The organism is Delftia sp. WSY_12 (assembly GCF_043104645.1).
Taxonomy (GTDB): Bacteria; Pseudomonadota; Gammaproteobacteria; order Burkholderiales; family Burkholderiaceae_C; genus Comamonas; species Comamonas tsuruhatensis.
The window spans coordinates 1-17,202 of record NZ_JBICKW010000023.1 but is presented as its reverse complement, the minus strand read 5'-3'; the positions used below and the strand labels follow the sequence as shown (position 1 = coordinate 17,202).

General features: G+C 61.2%; 18 protein-coding genes. 3 read left to right on the top strand and 15 right to left on the bottom strand.

The genetic code is table 11. The features are described 5' to 3' along the window. Window positions 1–128: 128 nt before the first annotated feature. On the bottom strand, window positions 129–743 hold the full coding sequence (locus ACF8LI_RS14845; RefSeq protein ID WP_016450638.1) for a TetR/AcrR family transcriptional regulator: 615 nt from the start codon (window positions 741–743) through the stop codon (window positions 129–131). A gap of 766 nt (window positions 744–1,509) precedes the next feature. Between ACF8LI_RS14845 and ACF8LI_RS14840 the strand changes: the two genes are divergently transcribed. After that, window positions 1,510–1,788: an H-NS family nucleoid-associated regulatory protein gene (locus ACF8LI_RS14840; protein WP_016450637.1), complete on the top strand. Its 279-nt coding sequence runs from the start codon at window positions 1,510–1,512 to the stop codon at window positions 1,786–1,788. Between the two features lie 66 nt (window positions 1,789–1,854). Here ACF8LI_RS14840 and ACF8LI_RS14835 read toward each other — a convergent pair whose 3' ends face one another. From ACF8LI_RS14835 to ACF8LI_RS14805, 7 genes are all read right to left on the bottom strand, one after another. Beyond that, window positions 1,855–2,259 carry a RidA family protein gene (locus ACF8LI_RS14835; RefSeq protein WP_016450636.1) on the bottom strand — a complete coding sequence of 135 codons (405 nt, stop codon included), beginning with the start codon at window positions 2,257–2,259 and terminating at the stop codon, window positions 1,855–1,857. Between the two features lie 4 nt (window positions 2,260–2,263). Continuing rightward, window positions 2,264–2,716, bottom strand: a complete 453-nt coding sequence (locus ACF8LI_RS14830; RefSeq protein ID WP_392413148.1) for an acyl-CoA thioesterase — start codon at window positions 2,714–2,716, stop codon at window positions 2,264–2,266. 9 nt (window positions 2,717–2,725) lie between these two features. Next, the gene (locus ACF8LI_RS14825; protein WP_280048452.1) at window positions 2,726–4,366 is read right to left on the bottom strand and encodes an AMP-binding protein; all 1,641 of its coding nucleotides are present in this window, start codon (window positions 4,364–4,366) and stop codon (window positions 2,726–2,728) included. Between the two features lie 41 nt (window positions 4,367–4,407). Further along, complete coding sequence (locus ACF8LI_RS14820) at window positions 4,408–5,577, bottom strand: acyl-CoA dehydrogenase family protein (protein ID WP_016454671.1); 1,170 nt, start codon at window positions 5,575–5,577, stop codon at window positions 4,408–4,410. 2 nt (window positions 5,578–5,579) lie between these two features. Next, window positions 5,580–6,437, bottom strand: a complete 858-nt coding sequence (locus ACF8LI_RS14815) for an enoyl-CoA hydratase family protein (protein WP_012206272.1) — start codon at window positions 6,435–6,437, stop codon at window positions 5,580–5,582. Window positions 6,438–6,479: 42 nt separating this feature from the next. Continuing rightward, window positions 6,480–7,283 carry an SDR family NAD(P)-dependent oxidoreductase gene (locus tag ACF8LI_RS14810; RefSeq protein ID WP_392413145.1) on the bottom strand — a complete coding sequence of 268 codons (804 nt, stop codon included), beginning with the start codon at window positions 7,281–7,283 and terminating at the stop codon, window positions 6,480–6,482. Window positions 7,284–7,442: 159 nt separating this feature from the next. Then, complete coding sequence (locus ACF8LI_RS14805) at window positions 7,443–9,791, bottom strand: bifunctional salicylyl-CoA 5-hydroxylase/oxidoreductase (RefSeq protein ID WP_016454669.1); 2,349 nt, start codon at window positions 9,789–9,791, stop codon at window positions 7,443–7,445. Window positions 9,792–9,971: 180 nt separating this feature from the next. Between ACF8LI_RS14805 and ACF8LI_RS14800 the strand changes: the two genes are divergently transcribed. Next, a complete protein-coding gene (locus tag ACF8LI_RS14800) occupies window positions 9,972–10,190 on the top strand; it encodes a hypothetical protein (RefSeq protein WP_016450629.1) in 219 nt (72 codons plus the stop codon). Window positions 10,191–10,249: 59 nt separating this feature from the next. Further along, complete coding sequence (locus tag ACF8LI_RS14795; protein ID WP_016454668.1) at window positions 10,250–10,996, top strand: hypothetical protein; 747 nt, start codon at window positions 10,250–10,252, stop codon at window positions 10,994–10,996. A gap of 19 nt (window positions 10,997–11,015) precedes the next feature. Here ACF8LI_RS14795 and ACF8LI_RS14790 read toward each other — a convergent pair whose 3' ends face one another. The 7 genes from ACF8LI_RS14790 to ACF8LI_RS14760 all read right to left on the bottom strand — a co-directional run. After that, window positions 11,016–11,417, bottom strand: coding sequence for a hypothetical protein (locus ACF8LI_RS14790; RefSeq protein ID WP_012206277.1), 402 nt, complete (start codon window positions 11,415–11,417; stop codon window positions 11,016–11,018). Between the two features lie 175 nt (window positions 11,418–11,592). Further along, window positions 11,593–11,997: a hypothetical protein gene (locus tag ACF8LI_RS14785; protein WP_212645269.1), complete on the bottom strand. Its 405-nt coding sequence runs from the start codon at window positions 11,995–11,997 to the stop codon at window positions 11,593–11,595. A 126-nt stretch (window positions 11,998–12,123) separates the two neighbouring features. Next, on the bottom strand, window positions 12,124–12,549 hold the full coding sequence (locus ACF8LI_RS14780; protein WP_156135986.1) for a DUF6896 domain-containing protein: 426 nt from the start codon (window positions 12,547–12,549) through the stop codon (window positions 12,124–12,126). Window positions 12,550–12,915: 366 nt separating this feature from the next. Beyond that, window positions 12,916–13,233 carry a hypothetical protein gene (locus ACF8LI_RS14775; protein WP_139223910.1) on the bottom strand — a complete coding sequence of 106 codons (318 nt, stop codon included), beginning with the start codon at window positions 13,231–13,233 and terminating at the stop codon, window positions 12,916–12,918. Further along, on the bottom strand, window positions 13,230–13,958 hold the full coding sequence (locus ACF8LI_RS14770; protein ID WP_227469600.1) for a DUF6973 domain-containing protein: 729 nt from the start codon (window positions 13,956–13,958) through the stop codon (window positions 13,230–13,232). Before ACF8LI_RS14770 ends, ACF8LI_RS14775 begins: the two co-directional genes overlap by 4 nt. A 172-nt stretch (window positions 13,959–14,130) precedes the next feature. Further along, entirely contained in the window at window positions 14,131–14,571 is a 441-nt protein-coding gene (locus ACF8LI_RS14765) for a hypothetical protein (protein WP_207442917.1), read from the bottom strand. Between the two features lie 8 nt (window positions 14,572–14,579). After that, the coding region (locus ACF8LI_RS14760) for an RHS repeat-associated core domain-containing protein (RefSeq protein ID WP_392413141.1) at window positions 14,580–17,202 on the bottom strand (2,623 nt) is incomplete at its 5' end.

The window sequence follows — 17,202 nt, the reverse complement described above, 5'->3', positions numbered from 1 at the left end:
CGGCGATCTTACTATTGACAATTCAATATCGTTAACTATCCGCCGGCATTTTCAGCACGGGCCCCGGAGACAGCGCGGCAATATGGCACAGGCATGTGACAGCCGACTGGCGATTTCCCGCATTGTGCCTATTGATCTGCGGGCCCCACGCCCCGGAAGAACATGTCGCAGATCTGGTCCGCCACCTTCTCCAGCGAGCCCTTGCGGGGGTTGAACCAGGACTGTATGGAGTTGATGCTGCCCAGGATCATGATGCGCGCCAGGTGGATGTCGGCATCGGCCCGCAGGCGGCCTTCGGCGCGCAGGTCTTCGAGCAGGCCGCTCCAGAATTTCTGGTGGCGCTCGCGGCGCTTGATCTGGCGTTCGCGCACCTTGTCGGGCAGTTGGCCCAGCAGGCGGCCGTGGGCCAGGGCGAAGTCCCCATGCTTGATCAGGCCCGCCATCTGGCCCAGCACGGCTGCGCGGAAACGCTGCTCGGCCGTGGCGTCGGCGCCCAGCGCGGCAAGGCGCTCCTGCTGCTGGCTGATGATGCGGTTGCCGCCCTGCTCCATGACCTCGTCCACCAGCTCCTCCTTGGAGGCGAAGTGGTAGTAGATGCTGGCGGCCTCGATCCCGGACTGCTCGGCAATGTTGCGCATGGTGGTGGCAGAGTAGCCCTGCTCACCGAAGGTGCGGGCGGCCAGCTTGAGAAGGGTCTCGCGGGTCTCGTTGCCGTCGTGGGCGCTGGTCTGCCTTCTTGCCATGTCTGCCAGGGTGTGGATCGTTGTAGTGCGGCGATGCTAACAGGCTGTTGGTGGCACGCCAATCAAGCGTTCGGTACGCGCCCGCTGCCTGGCGGGCATGGCCGGGCCGCGAAACTGCGCCTGAAGAATCAGCCCCAAAGGCATTCCCGGGACTGCAATGGCCTGGCAATCAACGGCTCATGAATTTACGCGATATCGGCGGAAGATATTTCAAACCACGGCCAGGAATTCAATCCTCGCAATACAAAAAATCTATCCAGCCAATCGACAAGACAAATGAAACAACGCGTGTTAATCGCAAGATTAAATAGCAGAATCGAATCACATGTAATTTATTTTATAAATCGATAAATAAAATCGATTGATGAAACAAAATCAACACCCGCAACCGGTTCTGAAATGGGAACTTGTACGATCACCTCGTCGCGGCTGCCCAGGAAAAGCATGCCAGCACGCCCTCTCCAGAGGAGGAAGCGCCAACCACAATGCTCTGCAAATGTAACAAAGACGCAACAGCTTTTGTAAAGTGGAGGTTATCAAGATGCTGCTGGATATAATGCGGATCGCCTCGGAATATGCCCAGGCATGAGAAGAAGCTGTCTACACCCCATAGAACGCTCACATCATCAGTATTTATACTTACGGTGATATCTTCATCCCCCACTGCACATGCACCAACCTTGACCATTGCGTAAAGAGTTCCGGGTCGTTGTTCTTGCTGCGCAGTTTTCGACAAATAGCCGCACTTAGAAATTCTTCTATCAAGATGACTACATACCAAGAGCTGATTGCCCAGAAAAAACTGCTCGACCAGCAAATCGACGAGGCCCGCAAGCTGGAGTCCAAAGCGGCTCTGGCATCGGTGCAGGAACTGGTCCGGGAGTTTGGCTTCACGGCACAGCAGGTCTTCCCCTGGAAGCCCGATGGCAAGAAGAGCGCCCCCGCCAAGTACCAGGACCCCGAGTCCGGCAAGACCTGGACCGGCCGCGGCAAGCCGCCGAACTGGATCCTGGGCAAGGACCGCACCCTGTTCGAAATCAAGTGAGTCCCTGCCGCGCATGGGCCCGCCCGCACGGCGGCGCACATGCGCGGGCACATGCTCAGAGGTGCGTCATGCAGGCACCACCGCCGTGACCTCGATCTCCACCTTGGCCCGGTCTTCCACCAGATCCGCCACCTCCACCGCCGTCATGGCGGGGAAATGCCGCCCGATCAGCTCGCGGTAGTGCTTTCCAATGGCGGGATAGGCCGCCACGTATTCCTGCTTGTCGGTCACATACCAGGTCATGCGCACGATGTGCTCGGGCCTGGCGCCGCCTTCGGCGAGGATGGCGACGATATTGGCCAGCGCCTGCCGCACCTGTCCGGCAAAGTCGTCCGTCTCGAATTGCTGCTGGCCGTTCCAGCCAATCTGCCCGCCGACAAACACCAGCCGGGAGCCGACCGTCATTTCGGTGAGGATGCCATTGGCATAGCCTCGTGGCGCCAGCCAGTCCGGGGGTTGCAGAGTCTTCATTGCTTCATCCTGTTCTCGTTGAATCCGTAAAACCGTCCTGCGGCACCAGATAGGCCTGCAGGCGCTCGCGCAGATCGGCCGGCAGTGGCGTGGCCTTCATGCTGCGCAAATCCATGGTGACGATGGTCATGCGCGCAGACAGCCGTCGCTGGCCGTCCGGCCCCTCGAAACGCACATCGAACTGGAACGATGCCCCGCCGATGCGGCGCACCTCCAATACCTGGCGCAGCGTGTCGTGCCAGCGGCTGGGCGCCGTGAAATCGCATTGCACCGACACCGTGGGCGTGCCCACCTGGCGCTGTACATGCAGGGTTTGGAATGGCAGGCCCATTCCCCTGTCGAACCATTCCTCGACCAGGTCGTTGACCATTTCGAAATAGCGCGGGTAAAAGACGATGCCGGCCGGATCGCAATGGCGAAACAGCACCTGCACCTGGCTGACGAAGGCGGAGGCCATGGCGCGCGCTCACGGCATCTTGCGCAGCACGAAGCGCTGCAGCTTGCCGGTCTCGGTGCGCGGCAGGGCCGGCACGAAGACAATGGCGCGCGGGTACTTGTAGGGCGCAATGCTGGCCTTGACGAAGGCCTGCAGCGTGGCGGCCATATCGTCGCCGGCCGCAAAGCCGGGCTTGAGCACCACAAAGGCCTTGACCACCTGGCCGCGCTCGTCGTCGGGTGCGCCGATCACGCCGCATTCGGCCACGGCCTCGTGGCGCAGCAGTGCGTCCTCCACCTCGGGGCCGGCGATGTTGTAGCCGGCCGAGATGATCATGTCGTCATTGCGCGCCTGGTAGAACAGATAGCCGTCGGCATCACGCACAAAGGTGTCGCCGGGCAGGTTCCAGCCGTTTTGCACAAAGCGCTTCTGGCGCTCGTCGGCAAGATACCGGCAGCCGGTCGGCCCCTTGATGGCCAGGCGGCCGGGCGTGCCGTCGGGCACGGGCTGCATGTCGTCATCCACCACCTGGGCCACATAGCCGGGCACGACCTTGCCGATGGCGCCCGCGCGCACCTCCTCGGGCGGGCTGGAGACAAAGACGTGGATCAGTTCGGTGCCGCCGATGCCGTCGATCATCTCGATGCCCGTGGCCTGCTTCCACAGCTGGCGCGTGGCGTCCGGCAGGGCCTCGCCGGCCGAGACGCTTTTCCTGAGTGACGACAGGTCGAAGCGCGCTGCCTGCGCCGCCATCTGCCGGTAGAAGGTGGGTGCGGTGAAGACGATGGTGGCGCGGAAATCCTGCACCAGCTGCAGCAGCCCTTCGGGCGTGAGCTTTTCGGCCAGCACGGTGCTGGCGCCCACGCGCAGCGGAAAGCACAGCAGCCCGCCGAGGCCAAAGGTGAAGGCCAGCGGCGGCGTGCCGCAGAAGATGTCGTCCGGGCCCGGCCGGATCACATGGCGCGGGAACAGGTCGCACATGGCCAGCACGTCGCGGTGGAAATGCATGCAGCCCTTGGGCGCGCCCGTGGTGCCGCTGGTGAAGGCGATCAGGCAGACATCGTCTGCCGCCGTGTCGCAGCAGTCGAAGGTGTCGGGCTTGGCTGCGGCCAGGGCGTCCAGCGCATCGGCTGCGCCGTCGTTGAAATACAGCACGCGCGAGAGGTCCGGGCAATGGTGTTCATGGCCGGGCTGCAGGCACAGCTGCACCTCGTCCTTGAGGCGCACATCGCACAGCACGGCCTGCACCCGGGCCTTGGCGATGATCTGCTGCAGCTCCTTGGCACGCAGCAGCGGCATGGTGGGCACCGTCACCAGCCCGGCCTTGATGGCGGCCAGCCAGGAAGCCGCCATCATGGCGTTGTTGGGGCCGCGCAGCAGCAGCCGGTTGCCGGGCACCAGCTGCAGGTCTTCCACCAGCACATGGGCGATGCGGTTGGTCAGCGCCTGCAGTTCGGCATAGGTCATGGCGGCCTGGTCCGCGCCCTGCCTCCAGCGCAGGGCCACTCGGCCGCCCTGGCCGCGCGCCACCATGGCATCGACCAGTTCGGCCGCGCAGTTCAGGCGTTCGGGATAGGCCACGTCCGGCCCGTCGAGCAGGAACTCGGGCCATTGGTCGGGCGGCGGCAGGTTGTCCCGGGCGAAAGTATCGATGTGGGCGGAGGCTTGCATGCGATGTTCCCTGGCTTTGCGTTGAATGGGCAGCCTGCCGCTCAGGCCTTGAGCAGCTCGCGCGCGATGATGAGTTTCTGCACCTCGGTCGCGCCCTCGTAGATGCGCAGCGCGCGGATTTCGCGGTACAGCGTCTCCACCGGCATGCCCGAGACCACGCCCGCCCCGCCGAACATCTGCAGCGCGCGGTCGATCACGGCCTGGGCCGATTCAGTGGCCGTCATCTTGGCCATGGCCGCCTCGCGCGTGGTGCGCGTCTTCTTCACATCGCGCATCCAGGCGGCCCGGTAGGTCAGCAGGGCCGATGCGTCGATGGCCGTGTCCATGTCGCCCAGCGCGGCCTGGGTCAGTTGCAGGTCGCCCAGGGTCTGCCCGAACATGCGGCGTGACTTGGCGCGTGCCAGGCCTTCGTCCAGCGCGCGGCGCGCAAAGCCCAGTGCGGCGGCGGCCACCGAGGCGCGGAAGATGTCCAGCGTCATCATGGCCAGCTTGAAGCCCTGCCCCGGCTCGCCCAGGCGCTGCGACACGGGTATGCGGCAGTTGTCGAAACGGATGGTGGCCAGCGGGTGCGGCGCGATCAGCTCGATGCGCTCGCCAATGGAGAAACCCGGCGTGTCCGCATCGACCACGAAGGCGCTGATGCCGCGCGCCCCCGGCGCCTCGCCCGTGCGGGCGAACACGCAGTAGAAGTCGGCAATGCCGCCGTTGGAGATCCAGGTCTTGGCACCGTTGAGCACATAGTGGTCGTCTTCGAGCCGCGCCTCGCAGGCCATGGCGGCCACGTCGGAGCCGGCATCGGGCTCGGACAGCGCAAAGGCCGCAATGGCCTCGCCACGCGCCACGCGCGGCAGGTAGCGCTGGCGCAGCGCTTCCGACCCCATGAGCGATATCGCACCGCTGCCCAGGCCCTGCATGGCAAAGGCGAAGTCGGCCAGGCCTTCATGGCGGGCCAGGGTCTCGCGCAGGATGCAGACCGCACGCGAGTCCACCTCGGGCAAGGCCCCGCCCCAGGCGCCGCCGGGGCCGGACGGCACGGCATAGCGCAGCCAGCCGGCCTGGCCCAGGGCCTTCACCAGTTGGCGGCAGGCTGCATCGGCATCGTGGTGGTCCACATCGCCCAGGGATTGGGCGCACCAGGCATCGGCCTCATGCGCCAGCGTGCGATGGGCGTCGTCGAAGAAAGGCCAGTCCAGCCAGGAGGAATCACGCATTTTCAGTTTCCTTCGAAGACAGGCTTTTGCTTGGCCACGAAGGCCTCGTAGGCGCGGTGGAAGTCGCGCGTCTGCATGCAGATGGCCTGGGCCTCGGCTTCGGCCTCGATGGCCTCGTCCACGCCCATGTTCCATTCCTGGTGCAGCAGCTTCTTGGTCACGCCATGGGCAAAGGTGGGGCCTGCGGCCAGCTGGGCGGCCAGCGCGTGGGCGGCTTCGCCGATCTGTTCGGCGCCATGCAGGGCATTGAAGAAGCCCCAGGCAGCGCCCTCCTCGGCCGTCATGGCGCGGCCCGTGTACAGCAGCTCGGAGGCGCGGCCCTGGCCGATCATGCGCGGCAGCAGCGTGCAGGCGCCCATGTCGGCACCGGCCAGGCCTACGCGGGTGAAGAGAAACGCCGTGCGCGCCGCGGGCGTGCCCAGGCGCATGTCGGCCGCCAGCGCGACCATGGCGCCCGCGCCCGCGCAGATGCCGTCCACGGCCGCCACGATGGGCTGCGGGCAGGCGCGCATGGCCTTGATCAGGTCGCCCGTCATGCGCGTGAAGTCCAGCAGCTCGGGCATGCTCATCTTGGTGAGCGGGCCGATGATCTCGTGCACATCGCCGCCCGAGCAGAAATTGCCGCCCGCGCCCGTGACCACCACGGCCTTGATGTCGGTGGCATAGACCAGGGCGCGGAACAGGTCTCGCAGCTCGGCATAGGAGCCGAAGGTCAGCGGGTTCTTGCGCTCGGGCCGGTTCAGGGTGATGGTGCCGATCTTGCCGTCGGCCGATACCTGCCACACAAAGGTCCTGGCCTCGTAGCCGGCCAGGGGGCGCTTGTGGTGCTTCATGCTGTGTTCTTCGGGCTGGGTGCTCATGGTGTCTCCATCAAGAATTCAGAAAACGGGGGTGGACCGGGTTCAGCCGGTCATCACCTCGCCGCCATCGACGGCAATGGACTGGCCGTTGACCGAGGCGGACGCCGGCAGGGCCAGCCAGGCCACGGTCTCGGCCACTTCCTCGGGCTGGACCAGGCGGCCCTGCGGGTTGCGTTCGGCCAGCCTGGAGCGGGCCTCATCCGCAGTCATGCCGGTCTTGTCCATGATGTTGGCCACGGCGCCGCGCACGATGTCGGTCTCGGTGTAGCCGGGGCAGACGGCGTTCACCGTCACGCCCTTGCCTGCGGTCTCCAGCGCCAGCGAGCGCGTGAGGCCGATCACGCCATGCTTGGCCGCGCAATAGGCGCTGACATAGGCATAGCCGATCAGCCCTGCCGTGCTGGCCACATTGATGATGCGGCCCCAGCGCGCAGACAGCATGCCCGGCAGCGCGGCCTGCATGCAGTGGAAGGTGCCTGTGAGGTTGACGGCCAGCATCGCCTGCCACAGTGCGGCATCGGTGCGCTCGAACTTCTGGCTGCTGGCCTGGCCTGCGTTGTTGACCAGCACCTGCACGGGGCCGAAGGCCGCCTCGGCCTGCGCGAAGGCCTGGCGCACCGAGTCCTCGTCGGCAATATCCGCCTGCACGGACTGCACCATCTGTGCTGCCGGTGCCGTGCCGCCCAGCTCGCGCACGGCAGCCTCCAGCGCTGCACCATCGCGTCCCAGCAGCGTGACCCGCGCGCCGCGCGCCAGCAGCGCCCGCGCGCAGGCCAGGCCTATGCCGCGCGCCCCGCCCGTCACCAGGGCATGGCGCCCTTCAAGAAGATTCAAAGATATGGTCATTTCAATCACCCGTGGCGATGCGAGCCACCCGCAACCTATGAAACCGGCGCGCCACACAGCGAGGGACGCCGAGGAAGGGCCGCCCCGCACCGACGGTGTCGTCCCCCTCCCGCGAAGCGAGAGAGGGGGAAGGCGCGAAGCGACTCAGGGGGTGTAGTTTCATTTCGCGTCCAACTGCGCCATGGCGGCGGCGCGTTCGAAGTTGGTTTCCAACTGGCGCTTGCCGGGCTGGTACTGCGGCGGCCAGTCCACATCGTGGGCGCCCAGGCGTGCGGCCTCGCGCAGCGTCCAGGCGGCATCGGCCAGGTGCGGACGCGCCAGCGCGCACAGGTCGGCCCGGCCCGAGGCGATGATGGCGTTGGCATGGTCGGCCTCGAAGATGGCGCCCACGGCAATGGTCGGTATGCCGGCCTCGTTGCGCACGCGGTCGGCAAACGGCGTCTGGTACATGCGGCCGTACACCGGCTTCTGGTCGGGGCTGACCTGGCCCGAGGAGCAGTCGATCATGTCGGCGCCCGCCGCCTTGAAGCGGCGTGCGATCTCCACCGCATCGTCGGGCGTGATGCCGCCCTCCACCCAGTCATGGGCCGAGATGCGCACCGACATGGGCCGGTCCTGCGGCCAGGCTGCACGCACCGCCTCGAACACCTCCAGCGGAAAGCGCAGGCGGTTGTCCAGGCTGCCGCCGTATTCGTCGTCGCGCCGGTTGGTCAGCGGCGAGATGAAGCTGGACAGCAGATAGCCGTGCGCGCAGTGCAGCTCCAGCCAGTCAAATCCCGCTGCCGCGGCGCGCCGCGTGGCGGCCACGAAGTCCTCGCGCACGCGGTCCATGTCGGCGCGGGTCATGGCGCGGGGCACTTGCGAGAGCCCCTCCAAGTACGGTAGTGCCGACGCCGACAGCAGCGGCCAGTTGCCCTGCTCCAGCGGATGGTCGATCTGCTGCCAGCCCAGTTGGGTGGAACCCTTGCGGCCCGCATGCCCCAGCTGCATACCAATGTGCGCCCCGCCCTGCGCGTGCACAAAATCAACGATGCGCCCAAAGGCCTGCGCCTGCTCGTCGTTCCACAGCCCGGGGCAGCCGGGCGTGATGCGCGCGTCGGGCGAGGTGCAGGTCATCTCCACCATCACCAGGCCCGCGCCGCCCATGGCGCGCGCGCCCAGGTGCACCAGGTGGAAGTCGCCAGGCACGCCGTCGGTGCAGGAATACATGGCCATGGGCGAGACCACGATGCGGTTCTTCAGCCGCAGGCCGCGCGCCTGGTAGGGCGTGAGCATGGGCATGGGCGGGCGGCGGCCTTCGGGCACGGTCTCGCCCGCATGCTCGGCAATCCAGCGCTCGAAGCCCTGCAGCCAGGCGGCATCGCGCAGGCGCAGGTTCTCGTGCGAGATGCGCTGCGAGCGCGTCAGCAGCGAATAGGCGAACTGCTCCGGCTCCAGGCCCGCATAGCGCTCCACGTTCTCGAACCATTCCGTGGAATTGCGCGCCGCGTTCTGGATCTTGAGCACCTCCACGCTACGCACCTCCTCGTAGTGGCGCAGGCCGGCCTCGATGCCCCCCGCAGACCGCAGGCTGCGCGCCAGCTCGATCGCATCCTCCAGCGCCAGCTTGGTGCCCGAGCCAATCGAGAAATGCGCCGTGTGCGCCGCATCGCCCATCAGCACCACGGGCACGCTGCGCGGGCCGCGCAGCGTGTCCAGCGCATTCCAGTGCACCCAGGTATTGCAGATCACGCGCGGAAAGCGGATCCAGATGGCCGAGCCGCGCAGGTGCGTGGCATTGCTGACCAGGGCATGGCCGTCCAGCCAGGGGGCGAACAGCTTCTCGCAATAGGCAATGCCCTCTTGCTGGCTCATCTGCTCTATGCGGGCGGCCTGCCAGGTCTCCTCGGGCGTCTCCACGATGAAGGTGGACATGCCGTCTTCATAGCGGTAGGCATGGGCCTGGAACCAGCCGTGCTCGGTCTGCACGAAGGCGAAGGTGAAGGCATCGAACACCTTGGTCGTGCCCAGCCACACGAAGCGGCAGCGGCGCTGGTCGATATCGGGCCGAAAGGTATCGGCATAGCGCGTGCGCACCTGGCTGTTGATGCCGTCCGAGGCGATGACCAGGTCGGCGTCGTACTCGCGCGCCATCGCCTGGTCGTCCTGCACGAAGTTCTCGAACACCAGCTTCACGCCCACGTCCTCGCAGCGCGCCTGCAGGATGTTGAGCAGCTTCTTGCGGCCTATGCCGATGAAACCATGGCCGCTGCTGCGCAGGCTCCGTCCCTTGAAGTGGATGTCGATATCGTCCCAGTGGTTGAAGGCGTCACCAATCGTGCGGGCCGACACCGGATCGGCCTCGCGCAGGTTGTCCATGGTGGCGTCCGAGAACACCACGCCCCAGCCAAAGGTGTCGTAGGGCCGGTTGCGCTCCACCACCGTGACCTCGTTGGCGGGGTCCTGCAGCTTCATCAGCAGGCCGAAGTACAGGCCGGCGGGACCTCCACCGATACAGACGATCTTCATACCGCAAACCCTTTTCTCGACGGGCGGCAGGCGCCCCAGGTTCAGCAACAGTGCCCAATCACTTTAGGCCTGAATAGTTTAGGTTTGAAATATATGGACAAACCGCCACCACGGACATGGGGAGAACACGGATATGCCACCGGCTCCCGTTACGATGCCCGCTCACCAGGAGACACCCGCTTGGAGAAATACCGCTTCAATGTCTTTGGCCGCATCATCGCCATCGAACGGGCAGACGCCCACTGGCGCTGCTTCAACGTGGGCGCGGACGGCAAGCGTGCCCCTGCCCTGCTGGCCATCCCCGCCGACGTGACCCACGCCGAACTGGCCCAGTACCTGTACGACATCTATCACGAGAGCGCAGCCGCATCGGACCAGGACATCTTCGAGATCACCTGACACCCGGCCCGCAGCGCCCCCCGCATTCCCAACCCCCTCTATCCGCCAAGGAGCCCCTCTTGTCCCAGCCAACCGAAGTCCGCGAACTGAAGCCGGGCCTCACCCCCTTCCCCGCCGCCGCCGACATCTTCGTGGCCGACCAGCCCTGGCTGGCAGAGCACCTGCTGCCGCTGATCTCCATCGACCTGGGCCTGATGCGGCCCGAACTGGCCGGCACCGTGGTCCACATGCTGTGCCCCGTCGAGCCCTTCGAGGGCTGCATAGGCGATGAGACCGAAGCCCACCACAACGCCTTCACCGCCCCCAACTGGTTTGCGCTGGAACTGACGCCCGACAACCGCTACCGCTTCCTGGGCAACGAAGGCTTCTTCCAGCGCGCGCCGCAGCACGGCGGCCAGTTCACCAAGGACGCCTACGCCTGCGAGCACACCGACGAAATGCTGGCCAGCCACGCCAAGGCCAGTGCCTACTACGCCGAGCACGGCCGCTTGGCCAGCTACTCGCGCTACGGCAAGGGCGAGCCCGTGGAGCAGGACTACCTGGACAGCCTGGGCGGCGGCATCTGGTACGGCAACTGGACCAGCCACCCGCCCATTCCCCCGGCCTTCCAGCTGGACGAAGCGGAAAACGCCGGCATGGGCGATGAACTGGAAGACGACGGCATCCGCATCACCCGCGACGGCAAGCCCTTCTTCCACGTGGCCAACGTGGCCGGCTACAACTGGTGCGCCACGGGCGCGGACAGCATCCTGCTGTTCTACGAGCCGGAAAGCCGCACGGCGCTGTTCACCTTCGACTGGACCTGAGCCGGCCGAGCAGCGCCGCTCAGACGCGGCCCTGCTCGGGCGTGACGATCAGATGCGCCAGCAGCGGCCGGATGCGATCGTCCTGGTAGTAGCCGCCGTATTCCGTGTAGCGCAGAAAGGCGGCATTGCAATGGTGGCAGCGCCAGAGCGTGCAGCGGTTGTACGGGTGCCAGCCCAGGGCGATGGGGGCATCCGGTGACCACTGGTTCGTGCCCTGTGGGTGATATTCATCGAGCAGTTCCCGCGTCTCCGGCGTGCCCAGCGCACCAACCTGCTGCAGATGCGAAGTCTTGTCCGCCCCCGACAAGGACTCCCAGCCCGGCCTCCACAGCACAGCGCAGTCCGCGCATCGCTGCTGCTCGGCCGCCGCTGCGGCGAAGGCTCTCAATTCGGGTTCGGGAAGGGGGGTTGAAGTTGTCATGAAACGGGGCCTCGGTTTCCATGGATTGTCCGGCAGGTTTGGGGGACGGGCTACCAGTGGAAAACATCTTGCTGTTCCACGAACCTGGAAACGCTACGGTACTCTTCACCACCGACTGGACATCACGATCAGCCATGGCCTTGCCCCGGCTAGTCGGCTGGCAGGCATGCCCGTGTCAATCCAGCGGCTCGGGGCAGCCAGCGGCGTTGCTCCCCTCCAGACAATCGAACGCCCTTTCGGCACAGGCCTCCACTCTCGTCCATTCGCCAACTTGCATGTTGAAGCTTTCCGGCATGTCCGTGCCGTACGCCTCAAAGACGGCATTGATGGCATCCACCAACTGCCCCATCAGCGATGCCTCCTGCTCATCGAGAAGAATTTCACCGATCGCCATACGAGCATCACTGCCAAGATCCGTATCGTCAAAAATGAAATGTATGGCCAAATCAAGATGGTCGTATTGAACGTCTGCAGGAAATTCCTGATTCACCCAGGCTTTCATCTGATACTTCAAATCCTTGAGTTTCCTCAAATATCCGAGCAATTCCATTCTCATTTCAGGATATTTCAAGCGAGGCATCTCAATATCTTCCTATCCTGTTACCCGCCGATTGTGAGTAGCCCTGGAGCTTGTTATGCATTTTATAAAATCAATAAGATTTTATCCCCTTTATTAACTAGATTAACAATTAAATTAATGACAGCATTAAGATGAAAGTAACTTATAATACCCCGTCGGCAGCACCTTCACGATCTCTCCTGTAGATTCCAAATAAATCAAGGCTGATTTAATTGCATCATCAGCATATTGGTTTTTGAAATTAAATCCAATCGATTCAAAATAGAAGAATAATCTATTTGCGCTAAAAAAATCTCCATTCGACAGGAAATAATCATTTATATCAATAACCGCACCTTCATGAGAGAACTCATAACCACATCCATGCTTTTTAAATTCCCACTTATTCATCTCCTCATCAAAAACAAATCCGCTGCGAGGAAGAAATTCTATATTTGATAGCTTCACAAGATCACTATGGGTTCTCATGAAAGAAAGATGTAGAATCTCCTGTTTTTCTACATATTTTTTTATGCCAAAAGCAATATTTTTGATAAGGGAATAATCTACCACAATCAATACCTTGTTCTATTTGAACGAGCAACGGCGGCGTCTTAAGCGTGCCCAAAGCAGCCGCATCGCCTTGTGGATGCCCTGCGGGTTGTATTACTGCAGCGCATTGCTCCAGGGATACAGCTTGGCTGGCCCTCGCCGGTCCGTCAGGGCTATTGGTGTGCCCGAGTGGCCGCAATGGCAGTGGTAGTGGTGGATAGCGCTGTTACCGGCCTGCTGAAATGTTATAGATCGACGTGCACACCCACCTTTGCATAGATGCAATATCAAAAGTCTCGCTTAACTGCATGAGTGCATTAGCCAAGAAAAATCTATGCCACTTGGCACTAGTCTTTATCCCACGGAATATTAAATCATGGTAATATTTTATTTACCAAAACACCCATATTTACCCATCGAATTATTTATCACCATTTCTTCACCAGAAGAAATTATTTCTTTATTTTTTATAAAGAAATAAGTAAAAATTCCGTCATCCATTGATTCTTTATATTTCATATTATCTTTTATATTATTTGAATATTTCTTCAAATCCTCAATAATAAATAATTTGGGCGTATATGGCGGAAATATGCAAACAAAATCGTAATCTCTATTTATATAATAACTAAAATCATCTTTTTTAAAGAAATACCAACTCAATATTATTGAAATAATAATAATTGCTGTTAATTTAATTTTCATGGAATTTGCCAATCTTGGCTTGTGGTGAGCGCGCCAGAATCTTTATCTATAAACCATAGACTGCCATCATCAAGACTATCTTGGCATTTATTTTCACAGTCATTTTTTGTTTTTGAAGATAGCGAGCAATTTCTGCCTTTTTGATTGTTGTGCAAATCCATTATTTCCTCCTTTTTTGCTTGACCTGCTTTTGTTCCATACTCCTCGTGAGTATCGCCAACAGATTTCGCCTGGTCTACCCCCATCCTTAAGCTCATAATGCAAGACCAATAACAATGACGGAATGCATCGCCCTTTCCATTGTGCAACTCATTTCTTGGAAATTTTCTCTGAGCTGTAGACAGGGCATCTTTATTATCAGATCTTGTACTAAGAGCATCCCATGGCCCGATATTCCATATATGACTCAGCTCTTCCATCAAACCTAGTGGATCTATGCCTTTGTTTGGATTTTTGACATAAATATTCTTATTGACCCCACCTGCCAACCCAATCGGATCCTGATTCACATAACTCCCCACCACCGGATCGTAATACCGATGCCGGTTGTAATACAGCCCCTCATGGTGCTGCCCCGGCAGCCGGATTGCCTGATGGATGCCTTGCGGGTTGTACTCCTGCAGCACATTGCCCCAGGGGTCCAGCTTTGCGGCCCAGGCCACTTGGCCGGTCTGGTCCGTCAGGGCCATGGGCGTGCCCAGATGGTCGCAGTTGTAATGATGGATGGCTACGGAGCCCTGTCGCGCTCGCTCCTGCTTTTGCAGTTACTTGCGCATCTCCTGCAGCATTTTTATGGTGTGCTCGTCGTGGATACCCAACATGACCAAGCGATCTGCACGCGTTTTGGCCCCATCTTGTTATAACCCATGGGGCTGAACAATCCACGCATATCGAGACTCACTGTGACTGGTGATCTTTATTTTCAACAATCTCTTTACTTATTAGAAAATCACCGTATGGCCATACGGTTATGGTGGTCGTTCTAATAAAATTGTTATTTCCGTCAGATCTTGAGTGTTTTGATAACTTGAAATAATGAGTTTCTTCCCCCAATGTATTTGAAATACTTATTGATGCAGGGAAAGCAGTTGGTTTAATGTTCGATTCTTTTATCCTAAGTTCGACATTTTGACGAATTAGATAACGATGGCTTTGCCATCCCAGTATATCTTTGACACTCAAATCATAGTCTGGATTTCCCAGTTTATTAAAAATATAAGATAAATTAAATCCCTCTATATCCGATAAATCAATTTTCATTGGCGCCATCAAGAAAGTTAGCAAAGATATTATTTGAAAACCAAGCGTTGCGGCTATTATGTAAATTACTGTCTTCATCATCTTTCTCAATCTTTGCATCTTCTATATATTGGATTGCCTTTAGGCGATGCCCCATTCCATGGCCAACCTGTTGAATGTGATCCGTCTTCTGAGCCTGCGCCAATGGTTGTACTACTCCCTGTCACGACTGCCACATGCCCAGTAGCGTCCCCATATGGATATGCCACCGCAACAATATCACCAGGCTTTGGAGACGTAACAATTTCGAATCCGGGAATCGCTTTTTGTGGATTTGCCCAATCTCCAGCAGTTGCTGGTCCTCTTGGGATAATTCCAAATCTGTAGCGCGAGGGAGATTCGACATCTGCATTTTCTAGCACTTCATGAACAAAGAGATTACATTTATTTCTCTTTGACCCAAAGCCATAATTCGAGGCGTATGAGTATCTTTCTTGATTATTTAATTTCTCCGCTGCTTTCAAAATTCTCTCTGCACACGTTTTTACGGGGGCCAAGCCCAAAGGATCCATGGAAATCATGGGATTTATCGCATATATACTTTTGTTAACCCCTCCGGCCAACCCAATCGGATCCTGATTCACATAACTCCCCACCACCGGATCGTAATACCGATGCCGGTTGTAATACAGCCCCGTTTCCCTGTCATGGTGCTGCCCTGGCAGCCGGATCGCTTGGTGGATGCCTTGCGGGTTGTACTCCTGCAGCACATTGCCCCAAGGGTCCAGCTTGGCCGCCCAGGTGACTAGCCCCCGTTGGTCGGTCAGGGCCATGGGCGTGCCCAGATGGTCGCAGTGGTAGTGGTGGATGGCGATGCGGGCGTGCTGTTCTTTTTCCTGGTCCTGCAGTTTGGCCTGCATGCCGCTGAGCAGGCGGGTGGTGCTTTCGGCCTGTTCGCCCAGCATGGCCTGGGCGCTGGGCGGCAGGCCGTGCTCCAGTGTGTGGCGCAGGTGGTGGGCCGCGTCTTGCTGCATGTCGCGCGGCATGGCGTCGAGCATGGTTTGCATCAGGGCCAGGGCCGGCGCGTGGTTGGGGTCTTCCGGGTCAGGCAGGCCTGCGGCGATGGCTTGCACCAGCAGGTGGGGCTCGTCTTGGGGGTCGCCGCTGGCCGTGGTGCTCAGGCGCACCAGGGGCGTGAAGCTGCCGGGTTCGTAGATGGTGTGTTCTATGTGGCGCGTGTCATCGCCGCCCTGCAGGCGCTCGGTGTGGATGAGGCGGTCGCCGTCCCAGCCGTAGTAGTGGGTGCGGGTGGATTCTGTGGAGTCCGCGCTTTCGACCTGCTGCTTCAGGCGCCTGCCCAGGGCGTCGTAGGTGTAGCGGCTGTGGTGGCGCAACTGCTCGGCGTTGCCCTGGATCTGGCTGCTGCGCACGGCGATGAGCTGGTGTGCTCCGTCGTAGTGCAGTTGCTGCTGGCTGTGGTCTGCATGCATTTGCGCGATGCGGTTGCCGCAGGGGTCGTAGCGCCAGACGCGGTCTTCGCTGAAGCCGATGCGGTTGTCTTCCCAGCGCTGCACGGGGCCTTGCCGCTGGCCTGCAAGGTGGCCCAGGCCCATGAGGTTGAAGTCGGTGTGCCGCCAGTGGGCGTGGACCTGGGCGGCCCAGCTGTCCTGAGGGCTGGCTTGACCCGGTGCGCCCGGTGCGGGCAGGCGGTTGCCGGCAGGGTCGATCTGCCAGCGGGCGGTGGTCTGGGGGTCCTGGCTGTCGGTGGCCGCTCTGAGGCGCCCGGCGCTGTCGTAGCCGTAGCGCAGCAGTTGTGCGGCCTGGCCCGGGGCGCCGGCCTGTTCGATGGCAACGAGCTGGCCCAGGCTGTCGTAGTGGTAGCGGCGGCCAAGGATCTGGCCGATGAGGGGCTGGACGAGGTGTTCCCTGCCTTCCATGCTTTGCAGGCCTGTGGTGCCCAGGGCCGTGAGGCGGCCCATGCTGTCCCATTGGCGTTGCACCTGCAGGGGGTGGTGTGCGTCTGCGTCTGCATCTGCTTCTGCTGCGGGGGTGGGTGGGTGCAGGCTGCGGCGGACTTCGCGGTGCAGGGCGTCGCGTTCGAAGTCGATGAGGCCGGCGCCGTTGAGCTGCAGTCCGTGCACATGGCCTGAGCCGTAGGTGAGCCAGGCGATCTTTCCCAGGCCTTGCAGCTGGCTGTGCTGGCGTGCGCCCAGCGCGTCCAGGCTGTGGGCGATGCGGTGTTCGTATTCGATCTGGTCTGCGCCGCCGCCCCCGTTGCTGTGCTTGCCGGGCCGGTACAGCTGCTGCACTTCTGCGGTGATGCGGCCCAGGGCATCGCGTTCCAGTGCTATGCGGCTTTGCAGTTGGATGGTGTTCTCTGCGGTGTTCTCGACGGTGTGCTGCCAGACGCTGGCGGTCATGAGGCGTCCGGCCGCATCCCATTCGTAGCGGTGGGTCTGGGCCGGCGCATGGGCCGTGGCGGGCAGCTGACGTTCGACCAATCTGCCGCCTTCGTCCCAGCGGTAGTGGCTGCTGCTTTGCCGTGCAGCGTTGCCGTCCGTGGCTTCCATGAGCTGGCCTGCCGCATCCCAGCGGTAGCGCTGCAGCCGCTGGTCAAACCCTTCTTCCTGCACGAGCCGGTCCAGCGCGTCCCAGGCAAAGCGGCTTTGCGCACCGTTTTCGTTGACGAGGCGCGTGAGGCGGCCGGCGCTGTCGTATTCGAAGGCCAGG

Excerpts from the sequence above, each read along its gene's own strand:
- ACF8LI_RS14840 (WP_016450637.1), top strand. The coding sequence starts at position 1,510 with ATGACTACATACCAAGAGCTGATTGCCCAGAAAAAACTGCTCGACCAG.
- ACF8LI_RS14790 (WP_012206277.1), bottom strand. The coding sequence starts at position 11,417 with ATGACAACTTCAACCCCCCTTCCCGAACCCGAATTGAGAGCCTTCGCC.
- ACF8LI_RS14805 (WP_016454669.1), bottom strand. The coding sequence starts at position 9,791 with ATGAAGATCGTCTGTATCGGTGGAGGTCCCGCCGGCCTGTACTTCGGC.
- ACF8LI_RS14830 (WP_392413148.1), bottom strand. The coding sequence starts at position 2,716 with ATGGCCTCCGCCTTCGTCAGCCAGGTGCAGGTGCTGTTTCGCCATTGC.
- ACF8LI_RS14825 (WP_280048452.1), bottom strand. The coding sequence starts at position 4,366 with ATGCAAGCCTCCGCCCACATCGATACTTTCGCCCGGGACAACCTGCCG.
- ACF8LI_RS14785 (WP_212645269.1), bottom strand. The coding sequence starts at position 11,997 with ATGCCTCGCTTGAAATATCCTGAAATGAGAATGGAATTGCTCGGATAT.
- ACF8LI_RS14845 (WP_016450638.1), bottom strand. The coding sequence starts at position 743 with ATGGCAAGAAGGCAGACCAGCGCCCACGACGGCAACGAGACCCGCGAG.
- ACF8LI_RS14810 (WP_392413145.1), bottom strand. The coding sequence starts at position 7,283 with ATGACCATATCTTTGAATCTTCTTGAAGGGCGCCATGCCCTGGTGACG.
- ACF8LI_RS14775 (WP_139223910.1), bottom strand. The coding sequence starts at position 13,233 with ATGAAAATTAAATTAACAGCAATTATTATTATTTCAATAATATTGAGT.
- ACF8LI_RS14820 (WP_016454671.1), bottom strand. The coding sequence starts at position 5,577 with ATGCGTGATTCCTCCTGGCTGGACTGGCCTTTCTTCGACGACGCCCAT.
- ACF8LI_RS14815 (WP_012206272.1), bottom strand. The coding sequence starts at position 6,437 with ATGAGCACCCAGCCCGAAGAACACAGCATGAAGCACCACAAGCGCCCC.
- ACF8LI_RS14765 (WP_207442917.1), bottom strand. The coding sequence starts at position 14,571 with ATGAAGACAGTAATTTACATAATAGCCGCAACGCTTGGTTTTCAAATA.
- ACF8LI_RS14835 (WP_016450636.1), bottom strand. The coding sequence starts at position 2,259 with ATGAAGACTCTGCAACCCCCGGACTGGCTGGCGCCACGAGGCTATGCC.